Source organism: Streptomyces hainanensis, from assembly GCF_004348415.1.
In the GTDB taxonomy this organism is placed as follows: domain Bacteria; phylum Actinomycetota; class Actinomycetes; order Streptomycetales; family Streptomycetaceae; genus Streptomyces; species Streptomyces hainanensis.
This window is the reverse complement of the sequence record NZ_SMKI01000096.1, coordinates 1-18,845: the sequence shown is the minus strand read 5'-3', so window position 1 is coordinate 18,845 and position 18,845 is coordinate 1. Positions and strand designations below refer to the sequence as shown.

At 73.9% G+C, this 18,845-nt stretch carries 17 protein-coding genes; 6 read left to right on the top strand and 11 right to left on the bottom strand.

Going from position 1 to position 18,845, the window contains the following annotated elements; genetic code table 11:
- The 3 genes from E1283_RS11610 to xylB all read right to left on the bottom strand — a co-directional run.
- Positions 1 to 227, bottom strand: a 227-nt coding sequence (locus tag E1283_RS11610) for a hypothetical protein (protein ID WP_207930365.1), incomplete at its 3' end; no start/stop codon positions are given.
- A 118-nt stretch (positions 228 to 345) separates the two neighbouring features.
- A complete protein-coding gene (locus E1283_RS11605) occupies positions 346 to 1,557 on the bottom strand; it encodes an ROK family transcriptional regulator (RefSeq protein ID WP_243744773.1) in 1,212 nt (403 codons plus the stop codon).
- A gap of 19 nt (positions 1,558 to 1,576) precedes the next feature.
- Positions 1,577 to 3,010 (bottom strand): xylulokinase, encoded by a 1,434-nt coding sequence (xylB, locus tag E1283_RS11600; RefSeq protein WP_132817887.1) that lies wholly within the window; start codon positions 3,008 to 3,010, stop codon positions 1,577 to 1,579.
- Positions 3,011 to 3,146: 136 nt separating this feature from the next.
- Between xylB and xylA the strand changes: the two genes are divergently transcribed.
- Complete coding sequence (xylA, locus tag E1283_RS11595) at positions 3,147 to 4,319, top strand: xylose isomerase (RefSeq protein ID WP_132817886.1); 1,173 nt, start codon at positions 3,147 to 3,149, stop codon at positions 4,317 to 4,319.
- 36 nt (positions 4,320 to 4,355) lie between these two features.
- Here xylA and E1283_RS11590 read toward each other — a convergent pair whose 3' ends face one another.
- Positions 4,356 to 5,387 carry a LacI family DNA-binding transcriptional regulator gene (locus tag E1283_RS11590; protein ID WP_132817885.1) on the bottom strand — a complete coding sequence of 344 codons (1,032 nt, stop codon included), beginning with the start codon at positions 5,385 to 5,387 and terminating at the stop codon, positions 4,356 to 4,358.
- Positions 5,388 to 5,631: 244 nt separating this feature from the next.
- Between E1283_RS11590 and E1283_RS11585 the strand changes: the two genes are divergently transcribed.
- The gene (locus E1283_RS11585; protein WP_132817884.1) at positions 5,632 to 7,086 is read left to right on the top strand and encodes an RICIN domain-containing protein; all 1,455 of its coding nucleotides are present in this window, start codon (positions 5,632 to 5,634) and stop codon (positions 7,084 to 7,086) included.
- Positions 7,087 to 7,113: 27 nt separating this feature from the next.
- Here E1283_RS11585 and E1283_RS11580 read toward each other — a convergent pair whose 3' ends face one another.
- From E1283_RS11580 to E1283_RS11560, 5 genes are all read right to left on the bottom strand, one after another.
- Complete coding sequence (locus E1283_RS11580; RefSeq protein ID WP_132817883.1) at positions 7,114 to 8,070, bottom strand: DMT family transporter; 957 nt, start codon at positions 8,068 to 8,070, stop codon at positions 7,114 to 7,116.
- A 267-nt stretch (positions 8,071 to 8,337) separates the two neighbouring features.
- Positions 8,338 to 9,138, bottom strand: coding sequence for an alpha/beta fold hydrolase (locus tag E1283_RS11575; protein ID WP_132817882.1), 801 nt, complete (start codon positions 9,136 to 9,138; stop codon positions 8,338 to 8,340).
- Positions 9,139 to 9,215: 77 nt separating this feature from the next.
- Positions 9,216 to 10,415, bottom strand: a complete 1,200-nt coding sequence (locus tag E1283_RS11570; protein WP_132817881.1) for an ROK family transcriptional regulator — start codon at positions 10,413 to 10,415, stop codon at positions 9,216 to 9,218.
- Position 10,416: 1 nt separating this feature from the next.
- Positions 10,417 to 10,716 (bottom strand): SGM_3592 family protein, encoded by a 300-nt coding sequence (locus E1283_RS11565; RefSeq protein ID WP_132817880.1) that lies wholly within the window; start codon positions 10,714 to 10,716, stop codon positions 10,417 to 10,419.
- Between the two features lie 128 nt (positions 10,717 to 10,844).
- Positions 10,845 to 11,834: a TerC family protein gene (locus tag E1283_RS11560; RefSeq protein WP_132817879.1), complete on the bottom strand. Its 990-nt coding sequence runs from the start codon at positions 11,832 to 11,834 to the stop codon at positions 10,845 to 10,847.
- Positions 11,835 to 12,058: 224 nt separating this feature from the next.
- Between E1283_RS11560 and E1283_RS11555 the strand changes: the two genes are divergently transcribed.
- Positions 12,059 to 13,240, top strand: coding sequence for an MFS transporter (locus tag E1283_RS11555; RefSeq protein ID WP_132817878.1), 1,182 nt, complete (start codon positions 12,059 to 12,061; stop codon positions 13,238 to 13,240).
- Between the two features lie 93 nt (positions 13,241 to 13,333).
- Here E1283_RS11555 and E1283_RS11550 read toward each other — a convergent pair whose 3' ends face one another.
- Positions 13,334 to 13,786, bottom strand: coding sequence for an ATP-binding protein (locus E1283_RS11550; RefSeq protein WP_243744772.1), 453 nt, complete (start codon positions 13,784 to 13,786; stop codon positions 13,334 to 13,336).
- Between the two features lie 138 nt (positions 13,787 to 13,924).
- Here E1283_RS11550 and E1283_RS11545 point away from each other — a divergent pair, with 138 nt between their 5' ends.
- The 3 genes from E1283_RS11545 to E1283_RS11535 all read left to right on the top strand — a co-directional run bounded on the left by E1283_RS11545 (position 13,925) and on the right by E1283_RS11535 (position 15,936).
- Positions 13,925 to 14,791 (top strand): helix-turn-helix domain-containing protein, encoded by an 867-nt coding sequence (locus E1283_RS11545; protein ID WP_132817877.1) that lies wholly within the window; start codon positions 13,925 to 13,927, stop codon positions 14,789 to 14,791.
- Between the two features lie 3 nt (positions 14,792 to 14,794).
- The gene (locus E1283_RS11540) at positions 14,795 to 15,031 is read left to right on the top strand and encodes a DUF397 domain-containing protein (protein WP_132817876.1); all 237 of its coding nucleotides are present in this window, start codon (positions 14,795 to 14,797) and stop codon (positions 15,029 to 15,031) included.
- A 95-nt stretch (positions 15,032 to 15,126) separates the two neighbouring features.
- Entirely contained in the window at positions 15,127 to 15,936 is an 810-nt protein-coding gene (locus E1283_RS11535) for an SAM-dependent methyltransferase (RefSeq protein ID WP_207930366.1), read from the top strand.
- A 45-nt stretch (positions 15,937 to 15,981) separates the two neighbouring features.
- Here the strand turns inward: E1283_RS11535 and E1283_RS11530 are convergent.
- Positions 15,982 to 18,845: glycoside hydrolase family 2 TIM barrel-domain containing protein (locus E1283_RS11530; protein WP_132817875.1), on the bottom strand; the 2,864-nt coding region annotated here is incomplete at its 5' end.

Here is an 18,845-nt window from a genome sequence, read left to right as displayed (position 1 = left end):
GGGGTGGGGCAGCCCGGCGGCCACCACGGCGGTAACGGAAACCAGACGCAGAGGCAGATGCCGTGTCGGGGGGCCGTCCCCTCGGCCGCCGGCGGGCAGCCGAGGAAGGACGCGGGGACCGCCGTGCCGGCCGCGGCCGCGGGCGCGGCGGCCCCGGCTATACCGGCGGTGGCCAGCAGCACGGCGGCGCCGGCCCCGGCCAGGCGGGTGCGCTGCGCGATGTTCACGCAGTGATCGTGCGCGCCGGGCGCGCGACGCGCCGGACGGTCGCCTGGTTTTCGCCCGATGTGATGAAAATCGGCCCTGACGGGATTGCCGGCCGCTCGGACCGTTACTGACGTCCCGTCAGCCGCGCAGCAGCCGGGACGGCTCGTCGAGCGCGGCGCGTACCGTGAACCCGGCGGCGCCGAGCAGCGGCCCGTCGGGGCCGAGTGGCGAGGCCCGCACCGGCACCGGGGTGCTGCGCCCGCCGGCCGCCACACTGGTGCGGCGGGCCAGTTCCCGGCTCACCGGCGCCAGCAGCCAGGGCGCCAGCCGGGCCAGCGCGCCGCCGACCACCACCTGCCGTGGATCGAGCAGGTTGACCGCGCCGGACAGCGCGATGCCCAGGGCGGTGCCGGCCTGCCGCACGGCCCGCAGCGCGCCGGCGTCGCCCGCCTCGCACCGCGCGGCGAGCGCCCCGAGGCGCACCCCGGGGCCCGGTTCGAGGCCGGCCGCCCGCAGCACCGCCTCCTCGCCCGCGTAGGTCTCCAGGCAGCCGCGGCCGCCACAGGAGCAGGGGCGACCCTCGGGACGCACCGGGACGTGGCCCAACTCGCCCGCGAAACCGTGGGCGCCGCGCAACAGCCGCCCCTCCACCACCACGGCGGCGCCGATCCCGATCTCCGCCGACACGTGCACGAAGCTGTCCTGGACCCCGGCCCCGCCTGCCGACCACAGTTCGGCCAGCGCGCCGAGGTTGGCCTCGTTCTCGACGGTGACCGGGCCCAGGCCGGTGGGCAGCCCCGCCGCCAGATCGATGTCCCGCCAGCCCAGGTTGGGCGCCATCAGCAGCCGTGACCGACCCGATCCCGCGTCCCGGGCGAGCAGTCCGGGGACGGCGACCGTCAGCCCCGTGGGACGCAGCCCGGCGCCGGCCGCGTCGCGCGCCGCGTCCCGCAGCATGCCGGTCAGCGTGGCCAGCACGGCGGCCGGCTCGGCGCCCTGGTTGCGCGTCTCCTGGCCGAGCCGGATCCGCACCCGACCCCGCAGGTCCATCACGGCCACCGCCAGGTGGTCGACGCCGATCTCCGCCCCGAACCCGCACGGCCCCCGGTCGGTGAGCAGCAGCCCGGTGCCGGGCCGGCCCACCGCGCCAGACCGGCCGGGGCCCCGCTCGACCAGCAGGCCGCCGCGCGACAGCTCGTCCACCAGGGTGGAGACGGCGGCCCTGGTCAGCCCGATCCGGGCGGCGACCTCCGCCCGGGAGAGCGGCCCCTCGGCCGCCAGGGCGTGCAGCACCCGGGAGAGGTTGCGCTGCCGCATCTCGGCCTGCGACTGGGGGGCGGGCTTGGCCATCGCGGATCCTCGGAACCCTTCAGCGGCGCCGGAGCAGCGCGTCGGCGTCGGTCAGGGTGGCGGCCAGCCGGGCGAGCGCCGCGTCGTCCCGTTCGACCGGCTCGAACGCCGGTCCCGCCGTGGTGTCCCACTCCCGGGCCACGGCCGCCGGTTCGCGGCCGAGCAGCAGTCCGGCGGCCTGTGCGGCGGCGCCGAGCGCCACCAACTCGTCGGCCACCGGCACCCGCACCGCGCGGCCGGAGAGCCGGCGGACCGTCTCCCGCCAGGCGGTGCCCCGGGCGCCGCCGCCGATCAGCACGATCGGCTCGCCGGGGTCGGCGTCGTCGTCGAGCACCGATTCGAGCGCGCGCAGCAGCGCGAAGACGGCGCCGTCGTAGGCGGCCTGGAGCAGCTGCCCGCCCGAGGTGTCGTGGCGCAGCCCGTGCACGAGTCCGGAGGCGTAGGGCAGGTCCGGGGTGCGCTCGCCGTCGAGGAACGGGAGCACCACGGCCTCGCCGCCCGGGGCCACGGCCTCCCGGTCGAGGCCGAGCAGGGTCGCGATCCGGTCCACGGCCTGGGTGCAGTTGAGGGTGCAGGCCAGCGGCAGCCAGCCGCGCCAGGCGTCGGCGAAACCGGCGACGATGCCGCTCGCGTCGGTCGGGCGGCGCTCGCTGACCGCGTAGACGGTGCCCGAGGTGCCCAGGCTGAGCGCCGGCCGGCCGGGCACCAGGCCCAGCCCGAGGGCCCCGGCCATGTTGTCGCCCGTGCCGGCGGCGACCAGGATGCCCTCGGGCAGCGGCAGCCCGGCCCGGGTGGTGCCGGCCGCCTCGCCGGCCGCCAGCACCCGGGGCAGCAGCGCCGGGTCGAGGCCGACGTGGGCCAGGATCTCCTCGTCGTAGGACTCGGTCGCGGTGGACCACCAGCCGCTGCCCGAGGCGTCGCCGCGGTCGGTGGTGCCGCCGCGCACCTCCTGGCCGGTCAGCTTGCCGGTGAGGTAGTCGTGGGGGAGCCGGACCGCGCGGGTGGCGTCGGCCGCGGCCGGCTCGTGCTCCCGCAGCCAGGCCCACTTGGTGACCGTGAAGGAGGCCGGCGGCACGCTGCCGACCCGCTCGGCCCAGGCGCCCGGGCCGCCGAGCTCGTCGATCAGCCGCGCGCGCTGCGGCGCGGAGCGGGTGTCGTTCCACAGCAGCGCGTTGCGCACCGGCCGGCCGCTCGCGTCCAGCGTCACCAGCCCGTGCTGCTGCCCGGCCACCGCGATGGCGGCGGCCTCGCCGGCGGCCGGGCCGCACTGTTCCAGCGCGTCGGTGAGCGCCGTCCACCACTGCTCGGGGTCGCTGTCGTGCTCGGCCGTCACCACGTGTGGTGCCTGGCCGCGCGCCACCACGGAACCGGTCGCGCTGTCCACGACCAGCGCCTTGGTGGACTGCGTGGAGCTGTCCACGCCGATGACGAGGGGTCCGTCCGGTGCCGCCATGAGCGCGGTCCTCTCTGCGGGTCGGATGTGCGGGTGCGGGTGTGGGTCCGATGCCGGGTGGGGGCTTCCACCGCGGGCCAGTGCATACTAATTTGTTAACGGCCATGACGAAATACTGGGGACCCGAGGAGCCGCAATGTCATACGAACCCACCCCCGACGACAAGTTCAGCTTCGGCCTGTGGACGGTTGGCTGGCAGGGCCGCGACCCGTTCGGCGAGGCCACCCGCCCGGCCCTCGACCCGGTGGAGTCCGTCAACCGGCTCGCCGACCTCGGTGCCTGGGGCGTCACCTTCCACGACGACGACCTGATCCCCTTCGGCTCCTCGGCGACCGAGCGCGAGGGCCACATCAAGCGCTTCCGCGAGGCCCTTGACGCCACCGGGATCACCGTCCCGATGGTCACCACCAACCTCTTCACCCACCCCGTCTTCAAGGACGGCGCCTTCACCGCCAACGACCGCGACGTGCGGCGTTACGCGCTGCGCAAGACGCTGCGCAACATCGACCTGGCCGCCGAGCTCGGCGCCGAGACCTTCGTGGCCTGGGGCGGCCGGGAGGGCGCCGAGTCCGGCGGCGCCAAGGACGTGCGCGCCGCGCTCGACCGCTTCAAGGAGGGCTTCGACCTGCTGGCCGACTACGTGGTCGAGCAGGGCTACGACCTGCGCTTCGCCCTGGAGCCCAAGCCCAACGAGCCGCGCGGCGACATCCTGCTGCCGACGGTGGGGCACGCCCTCGCCTTCATCGAGCGGCTCGAGCGCCCCGAGCTCTTCGGGGTCAACCCGGAGGTCGGGCACGAGCAGATGGCCGGGCTCAACTTCCCGCACGGGATCGCCCAGGCGCTGTGGGCCGGCAAGCTCTTCCACATCGACCTCAACGGGCAGAACGGCATCAAGTACGACCAGGACCTGCGCTTCGGCGCCGGCGACCTGCGGTCCGCCTTCTGGCTGGTCGACCTGCTGGAGACCGCCGGCTACCAGGGCCCGCGGCACTTCGACTTCAAGCCGCCGCGCACCGAGGACTTCGACGGCGTCTGGGCCTCCGCCGCCGGCTGCATGCGGAACTACCTGATCCTCAGGGAGCGCGCCGCGACGTTCCGCGCCGACCCGGCCGTCCAGGAGGCGCTGCGCGCCGCCCGGCTCGACCAGCTGGCCACGCCCACCCTGGAGCCCGGCGAGACCGCCGCCACGCTGCTCGCCGACCGCTCCGCGTTCGAGGAGTTCGACGTGGACGCGGCCGCCGCGCGCGGCATGGCGTTCGAGGCGCTCGACCAGCTGGCGATGGACCACCTGCTCGGCGTCCGCGGCTGACCCGGGCCCACGCCACCAGCCCGTTCCGCCGGCCGCTCAGGCCGGCGGAGCGGTGCTCTCCCGCACCACCAACCGGGTGGACAGCTCGGTGCGCACCCCCTCCGGCCGGTCGCCGTCCATCATCCGCCGCAGCAGCCGCAGCGCGGTCGCGGCCATCTCCGCCAGCGGCTGCCGCACCGTGGTCAGCGCGGGGGACGACCAGCGGGCCTGCGGCAGGTCGTCGAAGCCCACCACGCTGACGTCGTCCGGCACCCGCAGACCGTGTTCGCGCGCGGCCTGGCACACCCCGAGCGCCATCTGGTCCGAGCAGGCGAACACGGCGGTGGGCGGCTCCGGCAGCGCCAGCAGCTCGGTCATCCGCCGGTGTGCCACCACCTCGTCGAAGTCGCCGTGGCGCACGTGCTCGGGCGGCACCCGAAGGCCGGCGGCCGCCATCGCCGACCGGAAGCCGGCGATCCTGGCGTCGCTGCACATCTTGCGGCGGTAGCCGCCGATCACCGCGATCCGCCGGTGCCCGAGGCGGATCAGGTGCTCGGTGGCGCTGACCCCGCCCTGCCAGTTGGTCGCACCGACCGAGGGCACGCCGGGCGGCGGATCGAGTACCGGGTCGATCATCACGTAGGGGATCCGGTGCTGTTCCAGCCAGGAGTACTGGGTGGTGTTGAGCTCCGCCAGGTTGAACAGCACCCCCGCCGTGCCGCGGGCGCCCAGCTTGTCGAGCCAGCCGAGCTCGGGACGCCCGCCGCGGGTCCTGACCAGGGCGGCCGAGACCACCACCCCGATGCCGGCGTCGTGCGCCGCCTCCTCCACGCCGTGCAGCACCGCGCCCGACCAGGGCGCGTCGAGCCGGTGCACCACCAGGTCGATCAGGGCCGGCGGCCGGTCGGCGGCGAACCGCGGTCGGCGCACGTAACCGAGCCGGTCGAGCACCTCGGTGACCCGGCGGCGGGTCTCCGGCGCCACGTCCTCCCGGCCGTTGGCCACCTTGGACGCGGTGGGGACGGAGACACCGGCCTCCCTGGCGACCACGGCCAGGGTGGGGCCACCGGCGCCTGAGGGACGGACCATGGGATCTCCCCTTTCGCCCTGTGCCGCTCGGGCGCGCCGTGAAAGTTTCGGGTTCCGGCGTCGGCCCGGCGCGTCACCGACCCGGTAGCAAGCGCTTCCTACGTTAGGGGCGGGTCGCCCGACTGTGAAGTCCACCGCCGCTCACCGCCGTTCACCGCCGTTCGCCGGGTGGCGAACGCTTTCGAAAGTTGTCGAAGCCGCCGGGGGACTCCCGTTCGCCCGCCCGCCTCCTAGCGTTGTGGGCATGCCAACTCCGCGTGTGCTGCGTACCCTCTGGACGCTCGCGACGGCGCTCGTCCTCGGCCTGCTGGCCCCCCTGTTGACCGCGCCGCCGGCCCACGCCGCGCCGGTCACCGTGCTCAACGGCACCCAGTTCACCGACCCCAACGGCGACCCCGTGCACGCCCACGGCGGCGGCGTCCTCAAGGTGGGTCAGTACTACTACTGGTTCGGCGAGAACCGGCAGGTGGACAGCAACGCGTTCCGCTACGTCTCCGCCTACCGCTCGACCGACCTGCGGAACTGGGAGTTCCGCAACCACGTGTTGACCCAGAGCACCCACCCCGAGCTCCAGTCCGCCAACATCGAGCGCCCCAAGGTCGTCCACAACCGGGCGACCGGGCAGTTCGTGATGTGGATGCACAAGGAGAGCGCCACGGACTACAGCGAGGCCAGGGCCGCCGTCGCCGTCTCCGACACCGTGGACGGCGACTACACCTGGCGGGGCAGCTTCCGGCCGCTCGGCCACATGTCCCGGGACATCACCGCCTTCGTGGACGACGACGGCACCGGCTACATGGTCTCCGCCGCCCGCGAGAACTACGACCTGCACGTCTACCGGCTCACCCCGGACTACACGGCCGTCGAGAGCCTGGTGGCCAACCCGTGGCCCGGCGGCCACCGGGAGGCGCCCGCGTTGTTCAAGCGCGACGGCGTCTACTTCATGCTCACCTCGGGCGCCACCGGGTGGTCCCCCAACCAGCAGCAGTACGCCACCTCGACCAGCCTGGCCGGTGGGTGGAGCGCGATGCGGAACGTCGGCGACGGCACGGCCTTCGGCTCGCAGACCGCCTTCGTCCTCCAGATCCAGGGCACCGCGGGCACCTCGTACCTGTACCTCGGCGACCGTTGGGGCAACTCCTTCGGCGGCCGGGTCAACGACTCGCGCTATGTCTGGCTGCCGCTCAGCTTCCCCGACAGCCGTTCGCTGAGCATGGGTTGGGCGCCCGAGCTGACCGTCGACGCCGCGGCGGGCACGGTGCGCGCCGCCGGCGGCCCGTACCAGACGCTGACCGCGAGGCACTCGGGCAGATGCCTGGACATCCCCAGCCAGTCGCACGCCGTCGGGCAGCAGTTGGCCCAGTATCCCTGCAACGGCGGCGGCAACCAGCGCTTCTGGCCGCGTGACGCCGGGGGCGGCCACGTCCAGCTGGTCACCCGGCACAGCTCGCTCTGCCTGGCCGTCTCCCATGGTTCGACGGCCGCCGGGGCCGCGGTGGTGCAGGCCGCCTGCGGCGCGGGCGCCGAGCAGCAGTGGCGGCTGACGGACACCGGCGACGGCCACGTCAGGATCGCCGCCGGGCACAGTGGCCTGTGCCTGGACGTCTCCGACGAGTCGACCGCCGACGGCGCCCGCCTGATCCAGTACACGTGCTCGACGACCGCGGCCCACCAGCAGTTCCGGCGGACCACGGTCTGAACCACCGGCCCGGCCGGTGGCCCGTCGTCAGCGCCGCCTGACCGTCAGGACCAGCAGCCCCCCGACGACGAGGCCGACCCCGGCCCAGGCGGGCGCGCCGAGCCGCTCGCCCACGACCAGCACACCGAGCACCGCGGCCACCACCGGCTCGAAGAGCGTCAACGTGGTCGCGGTGCCGGCCGTCACCCGGACGAGCCCGGCGCCGAACAGCACGTACGCCAGGCACATCGGTATCAGCGCCAGATAGGCGACCACCGCGAGGCCGCGCCCGCTGCCGGTCAGCGGCCCGCCGGTGGCCGCGAACACCGGCAGCAGCACCAGGGCCGCCAGGCCGAACAGGGCGCCCATCGCACCACGCGAGGGATGGCCGCGCCGGATGATCCCCGCCGCGCAGTAGGTGTAGCCGGCGTAACCCGCGCCGGCCAACAGGCCGAGCGCCACCCCGGCCGGCGCCCGGTCACCCGCGGTGCCGTCGTGCGCGGCGAGCACCAGCAGCGCGCAGCCGACGGCGGCCGCCCCGGTGGCCGTCAGCCAGCGCCGGGTCAACCGGACGCCGTCCAGCAGCCGTTCGAGGAGCGCCGCGAACACCGGGGCGCTGCCGATGCTGACCACCGTCCCGACGGCCACCCCGGCCCAGGCCATCGAGGTGTAGAAGGCCAGTGGATAGACGACCACGCCGAGCGCGCCCAGCACGGCGAGGAGCGGCACGGTGCCGCCGCCGCGCAGCACGGCGAGCGGGCTCCGGCCGGCGATGGCGACCGTCAGCAGCCCGCCGAAGCCCATGGTGGCGGCCCCGATGGACAGTGACGAGGCGCCTTCCGGCGCGAGACTCGCCACCGTGCCGGTGGTGCCCCACAGGGCGCTGGCGGCGAGGATCAGGAGCGGTCCCGCGGTGTCCCGCCGGGCCGAGGTCGGCTTCGTGGCGGGGGTGGGAGAGGAGCGCGACGAGGTCGCGCGGGAAGAGCGGAAGGAAGGGGTGTTCATGGGCAGACGCGTCCAACTCCGGTGAGATCCGACGGGGGAGATCAGCGGGAGGGCGCGCCGAGAACCGGCCGGGCACGGCGGAGCCGCGGGCGGACCGGGGAGCCGGGCGGGCAGGTGGGCCGGCCCGGCGAGCGCATCAGATGCCGCGCGCCCTCAGTGGGCGGCTGGCGGCGGAGTGACGGCGTGCCAGTGGACGGATCGCATGCGAGCGAGCATAGGCGCCGCCCTACGCCTCCGCCAGGGCGGTCCCGCAGGTCCCGCGCGACGTCAGTCGGTCCGGCACCACGCGAGGAGCAGCTCGGCCAGCTCGGCCGGGCGTTCCTCGTGCGGGTAGTGGCCGAGCCCCTCCCAGAGCACCACGCGGGAGCGCGGGTCGCGCAGTGTGCCACGCTCCCAGGCGGCCGCCGCCGGCGAGTTGTGCACGGCGAGCGTGGGCTGGCCCCGGCGCCGCAGATACGCCTCGGCCGCCGGGCGGGGCCCGAAGGCGTCGGACGTCAGGTACATGGCCTCCCGGTAGTCGATCAGCACCGCGGGGTCCATCGCGGCCATCAGCCGCTCGTGCCGCTCCCGCAGCCGGGCCGGGCCGGTCGCGGTGAACGCGCGACGCACGAAGCCGACCGCCCAGTCCGCCCCCTCGCGGCGCAGCGCCGCCTGCTCGGCGGGCAGCCGGCGGATCTCGTCCTCGTCCGCGCCGTAGGCGGCGGCGACGGGCACCACGGAGCGCACCAGTTCCGGGTGTTCGACCGCCAGCGCCGTGACCACCTGGCCACCCATGGAGTGCCCCACCGCGACCACCGGGCCGGTGCCCGACGCCCGCAGCCAGCCGGCCAGGTCGGCCGCCACCGCGCGCGGCGCGTGGCGCCCGGTCCTGGCCGGGGTCCGGCCGTGTCCCGGCAGATCGGGTGCCCACACCCGGTGGTACGGCCCGAGCAGGGGCAGCAGCGGCGCCCAGTCCCCGGCGTCCCCACCCCAGCCGTGCACCAGCAGCAGGGGCGGCCCCTGGCTCCGCGGTGGCGGGCCGGTGTCGACGGCGTGCGGCCGGAACGTGCCCGTGGTCGCCGACTCCATGGCGGCCCTCCTCGGTACGGAAAACGTTTGCCATGCGGACCGCAGTCTAGGCCCGGACAGGGCCTGACCGGTGAACGTCAGCCCCCGGCCCGCCCGTTCGAGGCCAGCGCGCCCTCCAGGGCGAAGGTGGCGGCCCCAAGGCTCACCGGGTTGGCGCCGATCGGGCTGAGCACGATCTCCGCGCCCGCCGAGGGCCGCGGCAGCGCGTGCCAGGCGACGGCCCCGCGCACCGCGTCGAGTAGCCGGTCGCCGAGCCGCCGGGTGACCCAGCCGGTCAGCACGATCACCTCGGGGTCGAGCAGGTTGACCAGGTCTCCGACGGCGGCGCCGAGGCAGTCGGCGGTCCGCCGCAGCACCGCCGTGGCGGTCGGGTCGCCCCGGTCCAGGGCGTCGGCCAGCGCCGCGACGGTGGCGGTCTGGTCGCCCCCGACCAGCAGCGGGCTGCGTGGATCGAGTTCGCGGAGGGTGCGCATGATGCCCGGGGCGCCGACATAGGTCTCGACGCAGCCGCGGCGGCCGCAGTGGCAGGGCCGGCCGTCGAGCACCAGGGTCGTGTGGCCCCACTCGCCGGCGCTGTTGGAGACCCCGCGGTGCAGCGCGCCGCCGATGGCCAGGCCGGTGCCGACGCCGGTGCCGAGGTTGACGACCACGGCGTCCTCCCGGCCGCGCGCGGCGCCGAACCACAGCTCCGCGACCATGCAGGCGCGCATCGGGTTGTCGAGGTAGAGCCGGTGGGGGAGATGCTCGGCGAGCAGGGCGAGCAGCGGCACCTCGCGCCAGTCCCAGTTGGCCGCGAAGACGGAGACCCCGCCCTCCCGGTCCACCATCCCGGGCATGCTGATCCCCGCGCCGAGCACGCGTCCCTCGGCCGCCGCCCGCCCGGTGGCGACGCGCACGGCCCCGGCGATGCGGCGCACCAGCCGGGCCGGGGCGCCGTCCTCGGGGGCCAGCTCCTCGTGGGCGCGGCCCAGCACCCGCAGCGCCAGGTCGACGACCTCGACGTGCACATAGGTCTCGGCGACGTCGACGCCGATCAGCGCCCCGCCGCCCGCGTTGACCGCGAGCAGACCACGCGGTCGGCCGCCCCCCGAGTCCTCGAAGCCGGCCTCCACCAGCATGCCGAGCTCGATCAGCTCGCCGACGAGGGTGGCGACCGTGGCAGGACTGAGGCCGGTGGCCTCGGCCAGCGCGGCTCTGGACACCGGGGAGTCGGCGATGGCCTGCCGAAGCAGGTGGTAACGGTTGGCCGTGCGGATGTCGCGTGAGGTGCGCTTCACCTCACTCTCCGCCGTCGTCCTTGCCCTTCCTGCGGAACCAGCGGCGTTTGCCCGGGCGTCGGGGGCGCTGCCGCCGCCGGCCCGAGCCGAATATCCAGCCCGCCGGCGGCTCGTCCGAGCGCCAGGGCTGCGGCGTCGGTGCCTCGTGCTTCCACCGCTCGTTGAGCATCCTGGTCCGCGCCGAGGGCTCCTTGACCTCGGCCTCGCGCACAAAGCTCTCGTCGAGCACGAGGTCGTCCCACTCCTCGCGCTCCGGCTCGCCGCCGTGCGGCTCTTCCTGGCCGGCGGACTCCCTGCTCATGGGCTTCCTCCCGTCCACACCGTGGGTGTGGCGCGTGACGTCAGATACAACGCTCCCCGGGGCCCTGGTGTTCCAGGGCCCCGGGGGGTGCTCGATCCGCCACGGTACCGAAGACCGGGCGACCGGCGTCAGGACGAGGTGCCCTTGCTCTCCGCCGGCTCGTTCTCATCGGCGTCCTTGGCACGCGACGACGCGTAGAGGCTGGTGATGGTGGTCACCGCGAGCACCGTGACGATGACCCCGAGCGAGACCGCGGTGCTGATCACCGGCACGTGGACGCCCGACTCGTGCAGCGCGTGCAGCACGAGCTTGACGCCGATGAAGCCGAGGATGATGGACAGGCCGTAGGAGAGGTGGACCAGCTTCTGCAGCAGGCCGCCGATCAGGAAGTACAGCTGGCGCAGGCCCATCAGCGCGAAGGCGTTGGCCGTGAAGACGATGTAGGGGTCGTCGGTGAGGCCGAAGATGGCCGGGATGGAGTCGAGCGCGAACAGGATGTCCGTGCTGCCGATCGCCAGCATCACGATCAGCATCGGGGTGATCAGCCGGCGGCCGTTCTCCCGGATGAAGAGCTTGGTGCCGTGGTACCGGTCGGTGGTCGGGAACCGCCGCTCCACCATCTTGAGGAAACGGTTCTCTTCGTACTCCTCTTCCTCCTCGTCGCTGCGCGCCTCCTTGATCAACTTCCAGGCGGTCCAGATGAGGAAGGCGCCGAAGATGTAGAAGACCCAGGAGAAGGTCGAGATCATCGCCGCGCCCGCCGCGATGAAGGCGGCGCGCAGCACCAGCGCGATCAGCACGCCGATCAGCAGCACCCGGGCCTGGTACTGCGCGGGCACCGCGAACTTGGTCATGATCAGCACGAAGACGAAGAGGTTGTCCACGCTCAACGACTTCTCGGTGATGTAGCCGGCGAAGAACTCGCCGGAGGGTGTGCCGCCTTCGAAGATCATCAGCCCGAGGCCGAACAGAACGGCCAGGAGCACCCAGATGATGGTCCAGGTGCCGGCTTCCTTCATGGACACCTCATGGGGCTTGCGCCCAAAGAAGAAGTCCACCGCGATGAGTGCGCAGAGCACCACCACGGTGAGCGCCCACATGCCAAACGAGACGTCCACTGTTCCTCCGGTCTTGGGTCGGCTTCAGCCGCTTGCTTCGGTAAAGAGAACCAAAGTGAGCTTAAAGGAAGAGTAAAGCCGCCGGACGGGTGGTCGGTGCCGTCGTCCGACGGCGCTCCCCGCGCGACGCAAAATCCCATGTCGTCGGGGCGGGGGGACCGGCATGATCACTCGACATGGAGCCATCTTCCGCGGGGTTGCGGATATATCGGGACATTTTCCTTGTGCCTGGGGTCGGAGGTTTCGTCACGGCGAGCCTGATCGGCCGGATGCCGATGGCCATGCTCTCGCTGGCCACGGTCTTCCTGGTCACCGACGTGACCGGCAGCTACGCGACGGCCGGCGCCGTCTCCGCCGCCGGCGCGCTCTGCTTCGCCTTCCTCGTCCCCCAACTCGGCTACACCATCGACCGCCTCGGCCAGCGCAGGGTGCTGCGCCCACTGGGGCTGGTCTTCGGGGCGGCCGGAACCCTCTTCGTACTCGCCGCCCAGCTGGACGCGCCGATCTGGCTGCTGTTCGTCACCGGCGCGCTCTTCGGCGCCTCGATGCCGCCGCTGGGCGCCATGGTCCGCGCCCGCTGGAGCCATCTGGCCGGGGGCGATCCCAGCGGCACGCTGCTGCGGTCCTCGTACTCCTTCGAGTCGGTGCTCGACGAGATGATCTTCGTCGTCGGCCCGCTGCTGGCCTCGGCCGTCGTCCTGGTCCACCCCGCCGCCGGGGTGCTCGCCGTCTCCCTCTTCGGCCTGGTCGGCAGCCTGCTGCTGGCCGCCCAGCGGCGCACCGAACCGCCCGTGCTGCCCGTCCGCACCGGCGGCGGCCGGGCTCTCGCGGTGCCGGGGCTGCGGCTGATGTGCGCCGCGTACCTCTGCGTCGCCGGGATGTTCGCCGGCTGGGAGCTGAGCACCATCGCGTTCGTGGACGAGTACGGCAGCACCTGGATGATCGGCGCGGTCATGGCCACCTACGCCCTGGGCAGCGGGGTCGGGGGCCTCTGGTACGGCGCGCGGCACTGGCGACTCCCGCTCGACCGCCGCTTCCTGCTGGCGCTGACGGCGGTGGTGGCCGGAATCGGCCCGCTGTGGGCCATGCCGGGGGTGGGCGCGCTGTGGGCGTTCTCCGTCTTCTCCGGCTTCCTGATCGCGCCCACCGTGATCGCCGCGTACAGCCTGGTGCGCGAGGGCGTGCCGGCCGAGACGCTGACCGAGGGCATGACCTGGATGGCCACCGCGGTGGGGCTCGGCAAGGCGCTCGGCGTACTGGTGGCCGGCCTGGTCATCGAGGCGCACGGGGCCCGCTGGGGCTACGCGTTCACCGTGTCCTGCGGGGTGCTGGCGCTGGTCATCGCGGCCAGTGGCTTCCGGCACCTGCGCGCGATGGCCACGACCGACCTCATCCGGGCGGCCTGAGGCGGGTGACGCGCCAGGCGCCGGCCGGGATCCCGGCCCGGAGGTCGGCCCGGAGTTCGGTGCGGAGTTCGGTGCGGGGCGCCTCGCGGCCGGTCAGGCGGCCGACACGAGCGGCAGGTCGGCCCAGACGACATGGCCCCGGCCGGCGTCACGGGGCCGCACGCCCCAGACACTCGCCAGCGCGCAGACCAGCAGCAGGCCGCGCCCGCCCTCGTCCTGCGGGCCGGCGACGGTCGGCGTGTGGCGGGGGCCCCGGCCCTCGCTGGCGACCGCCACCCGCAGCAGGCCGCCGAGGAGTTCGAGCTCGCAGCCGACCGACGCGCTGTCGGTGTGCCGCAGCGCGTTGGTCACCAGCTCCGAGATGACCAACTGGGCGTTGTCGCAGGTCTCCAGCGGCGTGTGCCACTCGAGGAGCTGGTGACGGGCGCGTCTTCGCGCCTCGGCCGGCGAGGTCTCGACGGCCGGCAGGTGGAACCGGACGTGGCCGCGCTGCGGCGCGGCGCTGGCATGGCGCTCCACGGACTGGGCGCGCGAGTAGGAAGCCACCGTTCTACTGTGCGGGTGCGCCTCTCATCCGGCAAGAGGCATCCTGCAAATTACAGAAGAGTTGGTATCACTCTGTTGCGTTCGCTGCACGCGTGGCAGACTTCTTTGGCGACGGCGGTAGTTGAAGGGGTGGCCCGGGTGTTGGGTGGACAGGCGAGCGGGGCGGCCACCGCCCTCCGGCTCGTGCTCGGCAAGCGCCTCCAGGACCTGCGCGAGACGGCCGGCCTCTCCTTCGAGCACGCGGCCCGCGCCCTGGACGTCACCCACGCCACCATCCGCCGGATGGAGAAGGCCCAGGTCGGCCTCAAGGTGCCCTACGTCGAGAAGCTGCTCCGGATCTACGGCCTCTCCGAGCAGGACGAGATCGACCGCTTCCTCGTCCTGGTGCGGGAGGCGAACCAGCCCGGCTGGTGGCACCGTTACCGCGACGTCCTGCCCGACTGGTTCAGCGCCTTCGTCAGCCTCGAGTCCGAGGCCGACCAGATCCGTGCCTACGAACCCCACTACGTTCCCGGCCTGTTGCAGACGGAGGCCTACGCCACCGCCGTGCTGCGCGCCGGCATGCCGCACGCGCCGGCCACCGAGATCGAGCGCCTGGTGGCGCTGCGGCTGGCCCGTCAGGAGGTGCTGTCCCGGGCCCGGCCGCCGCTGCTGTGGATCGTCGTCGACGAGACGGTGCTGCGTCGCCCCATCGGCCGCCCCAACGTGATGCGCGCCCAGGTCGCCCGGCTGGTCGAGGCGGCCGCCAACCCGCAGGTGCGGCTCCAGGTCATGTCGTTCTCCGCCGGTCTGCACCCCGCGATGTACGGGCCGTTCCACCTGTTCCGGTTCCCGCTGCCCGAGCTGCCCGACGTCGCGTGCGCGGAGAGCCTGGTCGGGGCCCACTACTTCGACCAGCGCGACGACGTCTCGGCCTTCCGGGAGGCGCTGGACCGGATGTGCGCGCAAGCCGCGCCGGTGCACCGCACCGAGGCCATCCTCGGTGAGATTCGCAAGGAGATCTGAACCATGGATCGCATTTACAACGGCATGCCCGCGACCCAACTCGGCAAGGACGGGTGGCGGAAGCCCTGGAGCGGGGGGAACGGTGGCAGCTGTGTGGAGGCGATGCTGCTGGGGGACGGCCGGGTGGCCATCCGCCAGTCCACCGACCCGGACGGGCCGGCGTTGATCTGCTCGCGGCACGAGATCGAGCGGTTCATCGAGGGCGTGAAGTCCGGCGAGGCCGACTTCCTGCTGGTGTGATCACCGGTGGGAGATGAGCCGCGGTGTCCGCGCACGGGGGGCGCGGGCACCGCGGCTGGGGGGACGAGACGACACCCGACGACACGGAGCATGGTGTGGGCGAAGAGGGCTTTTCCGCCGAGCAGATAGACACCAGCCGGCCGCACCCGGCCCGGATGTACGACTACTACCTGGGGGGTCAGGACAACTACGAGGTCGACCGCACCGCCGCCGAGGCGGTCATCGGGCTGCTGCCCGACATCCGGCTGGCCGCGCGGGAGAACCGGTCCTTCATGCACCGCGCCACCCGGGCCGTGGTGGCCCGCGGGGTCCGGCAGATCATCGACATCGGCACCGGCATCCCCACCTCGCCCAACACCCACGAGGTGGCCAGGTCCCTGGCGCCCGACGTGCGGATCGCCTACGTCGACAACGACCCGATCGTCTCCGCCTACGCCGGTGCCAAGCTCACCAACGAGGGCAACGCCGGGTTCGTCCTCGCCGACCTGCGCGACCCCGAGGCGCTGCTGCGCCACCCGGCGGTCGCCGACCTCATCGACTTCGACCAGCCGGTCGCGCTGCTGCTGGTGGCGATCCTGCACTTCATCGACGACGCCGAGGACCCGGTCGGCATCGTGCGCGCCCTGACCGACGCGCTGCCGCCCGGCAGCCACCTGGTGCTCAGCCACGGCACCACCGACTTCCACGACGCCGAGCAGCTCGCCGCCGTGCGGGACGTCTACAGGAACGCCACCGCCGGCGTGACGCTGCGCCCGCGCGAGCGGGTCGCCGCCTTCTACGACGGGTTCGAGCTGCTCGAACCCGGCCTGGTGCAGCCGCCGTTCTGGGCCCCCGAGGCCCCGGTCCCTGACGACCCGATGCTGCGTGGCCTCGGCTTCTACTGCGGCGTGGGCGTCAAGGGCTGAGCCCGGTCGGGCCCGCCGGCGCGCCGGCGGGCCCGACCGGCGCCGTCAGCCGGCCGAGAGCTCGGTGAAGACCAGCGAGAACTCCGCCGGTTCGACGTCGAGGTAGTACTTCCGCAGCGGGCCGGGACCGCAGGACTGGCTGCCGATGCCGTGCTGGCCGTGGTCCAGGTTGACCCAGACGGTGTCGCCGGGCGCCAGGTCCGTGGTGTGTTCCGCCGCGTCCAACTGCTGGCTGGTCCAGCGGCGGGCGGTGAACCAGAACGGCGCCGGGTCGGCCGTGACCCGCAGGCCGGCGCCGGCCGCGTCGCGCAGTTCGGCCCAGCGCACGTCGGCGCGGGCGCCGTTCTCCTGGGGCCGGACGTAGGGCGTCTGCAACGCGTCCACCGCCATCCGGTAGCGGCCGAGCGCGGCGGCGCGCGTGGTGTCCGGGTACGCCTCGCCGGGGCCGCCGCCGAACCACTCCGCCTGGCCGAGGCCGGCCGGCAGGCCGAGCCGCAGCCCGAGCCGGGCCAGCGGGCAGGGCCAGTCGCCCTCCGGGGTGACGGAGACCGTCAGCCGCAGCTCGTCCCCCGTCGCCGTCCAGCGGTAGTCGGTGAGCAGCGCCAGGTCGGTGGCCGCGGGCGCCACCCTGGTGCGGACGAGCAGCGCGTCCTCCGCGGCCTCCACCGCGTCGATCCGGTGCCGCATCCGGTTCAGCCCGAGCCGGTGCCAGATCACGCCGAAGCGCGACTGGAGCTGCCAGGAGGCGCCCAGGTCGTTGTCGGTGGGGGCACGCCACACGTCGAGTCGCGGCCCCTCGGGCAGGGTGAGGCCGCCGATTCCCAGAAGGGCGCCGGTGGCCGGGTCGAAGCGGCCGGGGCCCAGCCGGATCGTGTCGGCGGCCCGGTCCGGCGCGGCGGCCGGCCCGGCGGGGGAGCGGCGCGGCGCCGCGCCGGCGGTCAGCTGCCCCCAGGCCACCTCGTGGCCGCCGGGCGCCCAGGCGGTGTCGGCGGCGAGCACGGCGCGCACCGTCCAGACGGCCTCGCCCGCCGGGGCGTCGGCCGGGGCGGCCGGGAGTCCGACCGTGGCGGACTCGCCGGCGGCGAGCGGCGGCACGGCGAGCTCTCCGCTCGCCACGGCCTCGCCCTCGACCTCGTAGGCCCACGTGAAGGCAAGGTGGTCGAGGCCGGCGATGTCGTGGCCGTTGACGACGGTGACCGTGTCGGCGCCGGCCTCGCCGGTGATCCGGACCGGCTCGATGACCTTCTTGAACTCGATCAGTCCCGGCGAGGGCGTGCGGTCGGGGAAGAGCAACCCGTCGCAGACGAAGTTGCCGTCGTGCAGCTCCTCGCCGAAGTCGCCGCCGTAGCCGTAGTAGGCCCGGCCGTCCGGGGTGCGCTTGGGCAGCCCGTGGTCGATCCACTCCCAGACGAAGCCGCCCTGGGTCCGCTCGTAGGTCTCGAACAGCCGCTGGTAGTCGGCGAGCCCGCCGGGACCGTTGCCCATGGCGTGCCCGTACTCGCAGAGCAGGAACGGCAGCGAGCGGCGGTGCGCGTCCAACTCGGGGTCGGACAGCGGCTCCTCCTCGCGGCGGCCGATCCGTTCGACCTCCTCGTGCGGCGCGTACATCCGGGAGAAGAAGTCGCTGTGCGGGAAGTCGTGGTCGTGCTCGTAGTGCAGGGCACGCGACGGGTTGCGCTCCCGGATCCACTCGGCCATGGCGCCGAGGCCGGCACCGGAGCCCGACTCGTTGCCCAGCGACCAGATCACCACCGAGGGATGGTTCTTGTCCCGCTCGACCATGCGGCGGGCGCGGTCGACCAGGGCCGGGGTGAAGCTCTCGTCGGCGACGGGGTTGCGCCGCCAGCCGACCTCGGCGAAGCCGTGGGTCTCCAGGTCGCACTCGTCGATGACCCACAGTCCGTACTCGTCGCACAGGTCGAGGAAGGCCGGATGCGGCGGATAGTGGCTGGTGCGCACGGCGTTGATGTTGTGCCGCTTCATCAGCAGGACGTCCTGCCGCATGGTCTCCAGGTCGACCGCCCGGCCGTGGTCGGGGTGGAACTCGTGCCGGTTGACGCCACGGAACAGCACGCGCCGGCCGTTGGCGCGGAACAGGCCGTCCCGGACGCCCACGGTGCGGAAGCCGACCCGCAGCGGGATCCGCTCGCCCTCGGTGGCCAGTTCGCCGCCGTAGAGGCGCGGGGTCTCGGCGCTCCAGGGCTCGACGGCGACGGTGGCCTCCTCGCCGGTGGCGAGGTCGAGGCCGAGCTCGGGGACGGTGACCCGCCCGGGCTGGTCGGACTCCACCCGGAGGGTGCCGAGTCCGGTGGTGTGGTCGTAGCCGGCGTGCACGAAGAAGTCGGCGGGGGAGAGCGCCGGCCGGTGCAGCAGGGTGACCTCCCGGAAGATGCCGGCCAGCCACCACATGTCCTGGTCCTCCAGGTAGCTGCCGGCCGACCACTGGTGCACCCGGACGGCCAGCACGTTGCCGCGTGGCCGCAGCAGCGGGCCGACGGCGAACTCGTGCGGCAGCCGGCTGCCCTGGAAGGTGCCGAGCTCGTGGCCGTTCAGCCAGACCCGGGCGCAGGACTCCACGCCGTCGAAGCGCAGCACGGTCCCGCCGTCGGCGGGCCAGTCGGCCGGCAGGTCGAAGACGCGACGGTGGTCACCGGTCGGGTTCTCGGTGGGCACCCGCGGCGGGTCGACGGGGAACGGGTACTTCACGTTCGTGTAGGCCGGCGCGCCGTGGCCCTGGAGCGCCCAGTGCCCCGGCACGGCCACCTCCGACCAGCCCGTGGTGTCGGCGTCGTCCGCGACGAAACCGGTGTCGGCGCCCTCGGCGGTGGCGGAGAGCCGGAAGGCCCAGGCGCCGTTGAGCGAGAGGCGGGCGGCGTCGGAGTGGGCGTACCAGGCGCGGGCGGGGAGGG

What these genes read in the sequence shown, in the direction of transcription:
- E1283_RS11580 (WP_132817883.1), bottom strand. Translation starts at nt 8,070, where the DNA reads ATGAACACCCCTTCCTTCCGCTCTTCCCGCGCGACCTCGTCGCGCTCC.
- xylA (WP_132817886.1), top strand. Translation starts at nt 3,147, where the DNA reads ATGTCATACGAACCCACCCCCGACGACAAGTTCAGCTTCGGCCTGTGG.
- E1283_RS11590 (WP_132817885.1), bottom strand. Translation starts at nt 5,387, where the DNA reads ATGGTCCGTCCCTCAGGCGCCGGTGGCCCCACCCTGGCCGTGGTCGCC.
- E1283_RS11605 (WP_243744773.1), bottom strand. Translation starts at nt 1,557, where the DNA reads ATGGCCAAGCCCGCCCCCCAGTCGCAGGCCGAGATGCGGCAGCGCAAC.
- E1283_RS11575 (WP_132817882.1), bottom strand. Translation starts at nt 9,138, where the DNA reads ATGGAGTCGGCGACCACGGGCACGTTCCGGCCGCACGCCGTCGACACC.
- xylB (WP_132817887.1), bottom strand. Translation starts at nt 3,010, where the DNA reads ATGGCGGCACCGGACGGACCCCTCGTCATCGGCGTGGACAGCTCCACG.
- E1283_RS11585 (WP_132817884.1), top strand. Translation starts at nt 5,632, where the DNA reads ATGCCAACTCCGCGTGTGCTGCGTACCCTCTGGACGCTCGCGACGGCG.
- E1283_RS11565 (WP_132817880.1), bottom strand. Translation starts at nt 10,716, where the DNA reads ATGAGCAGGGAGTCCGCCGGCCAGGAAGAGCCGCACGGCGGCGAGCCG.
- E1283_RS11540 (WP_132817876.1), top strand. Translation starts at nt 14,795, where the DNA reads ATGGATCGCATTTACAACGGCATGCCCGCGACCCAACTCGGCAAGGAC.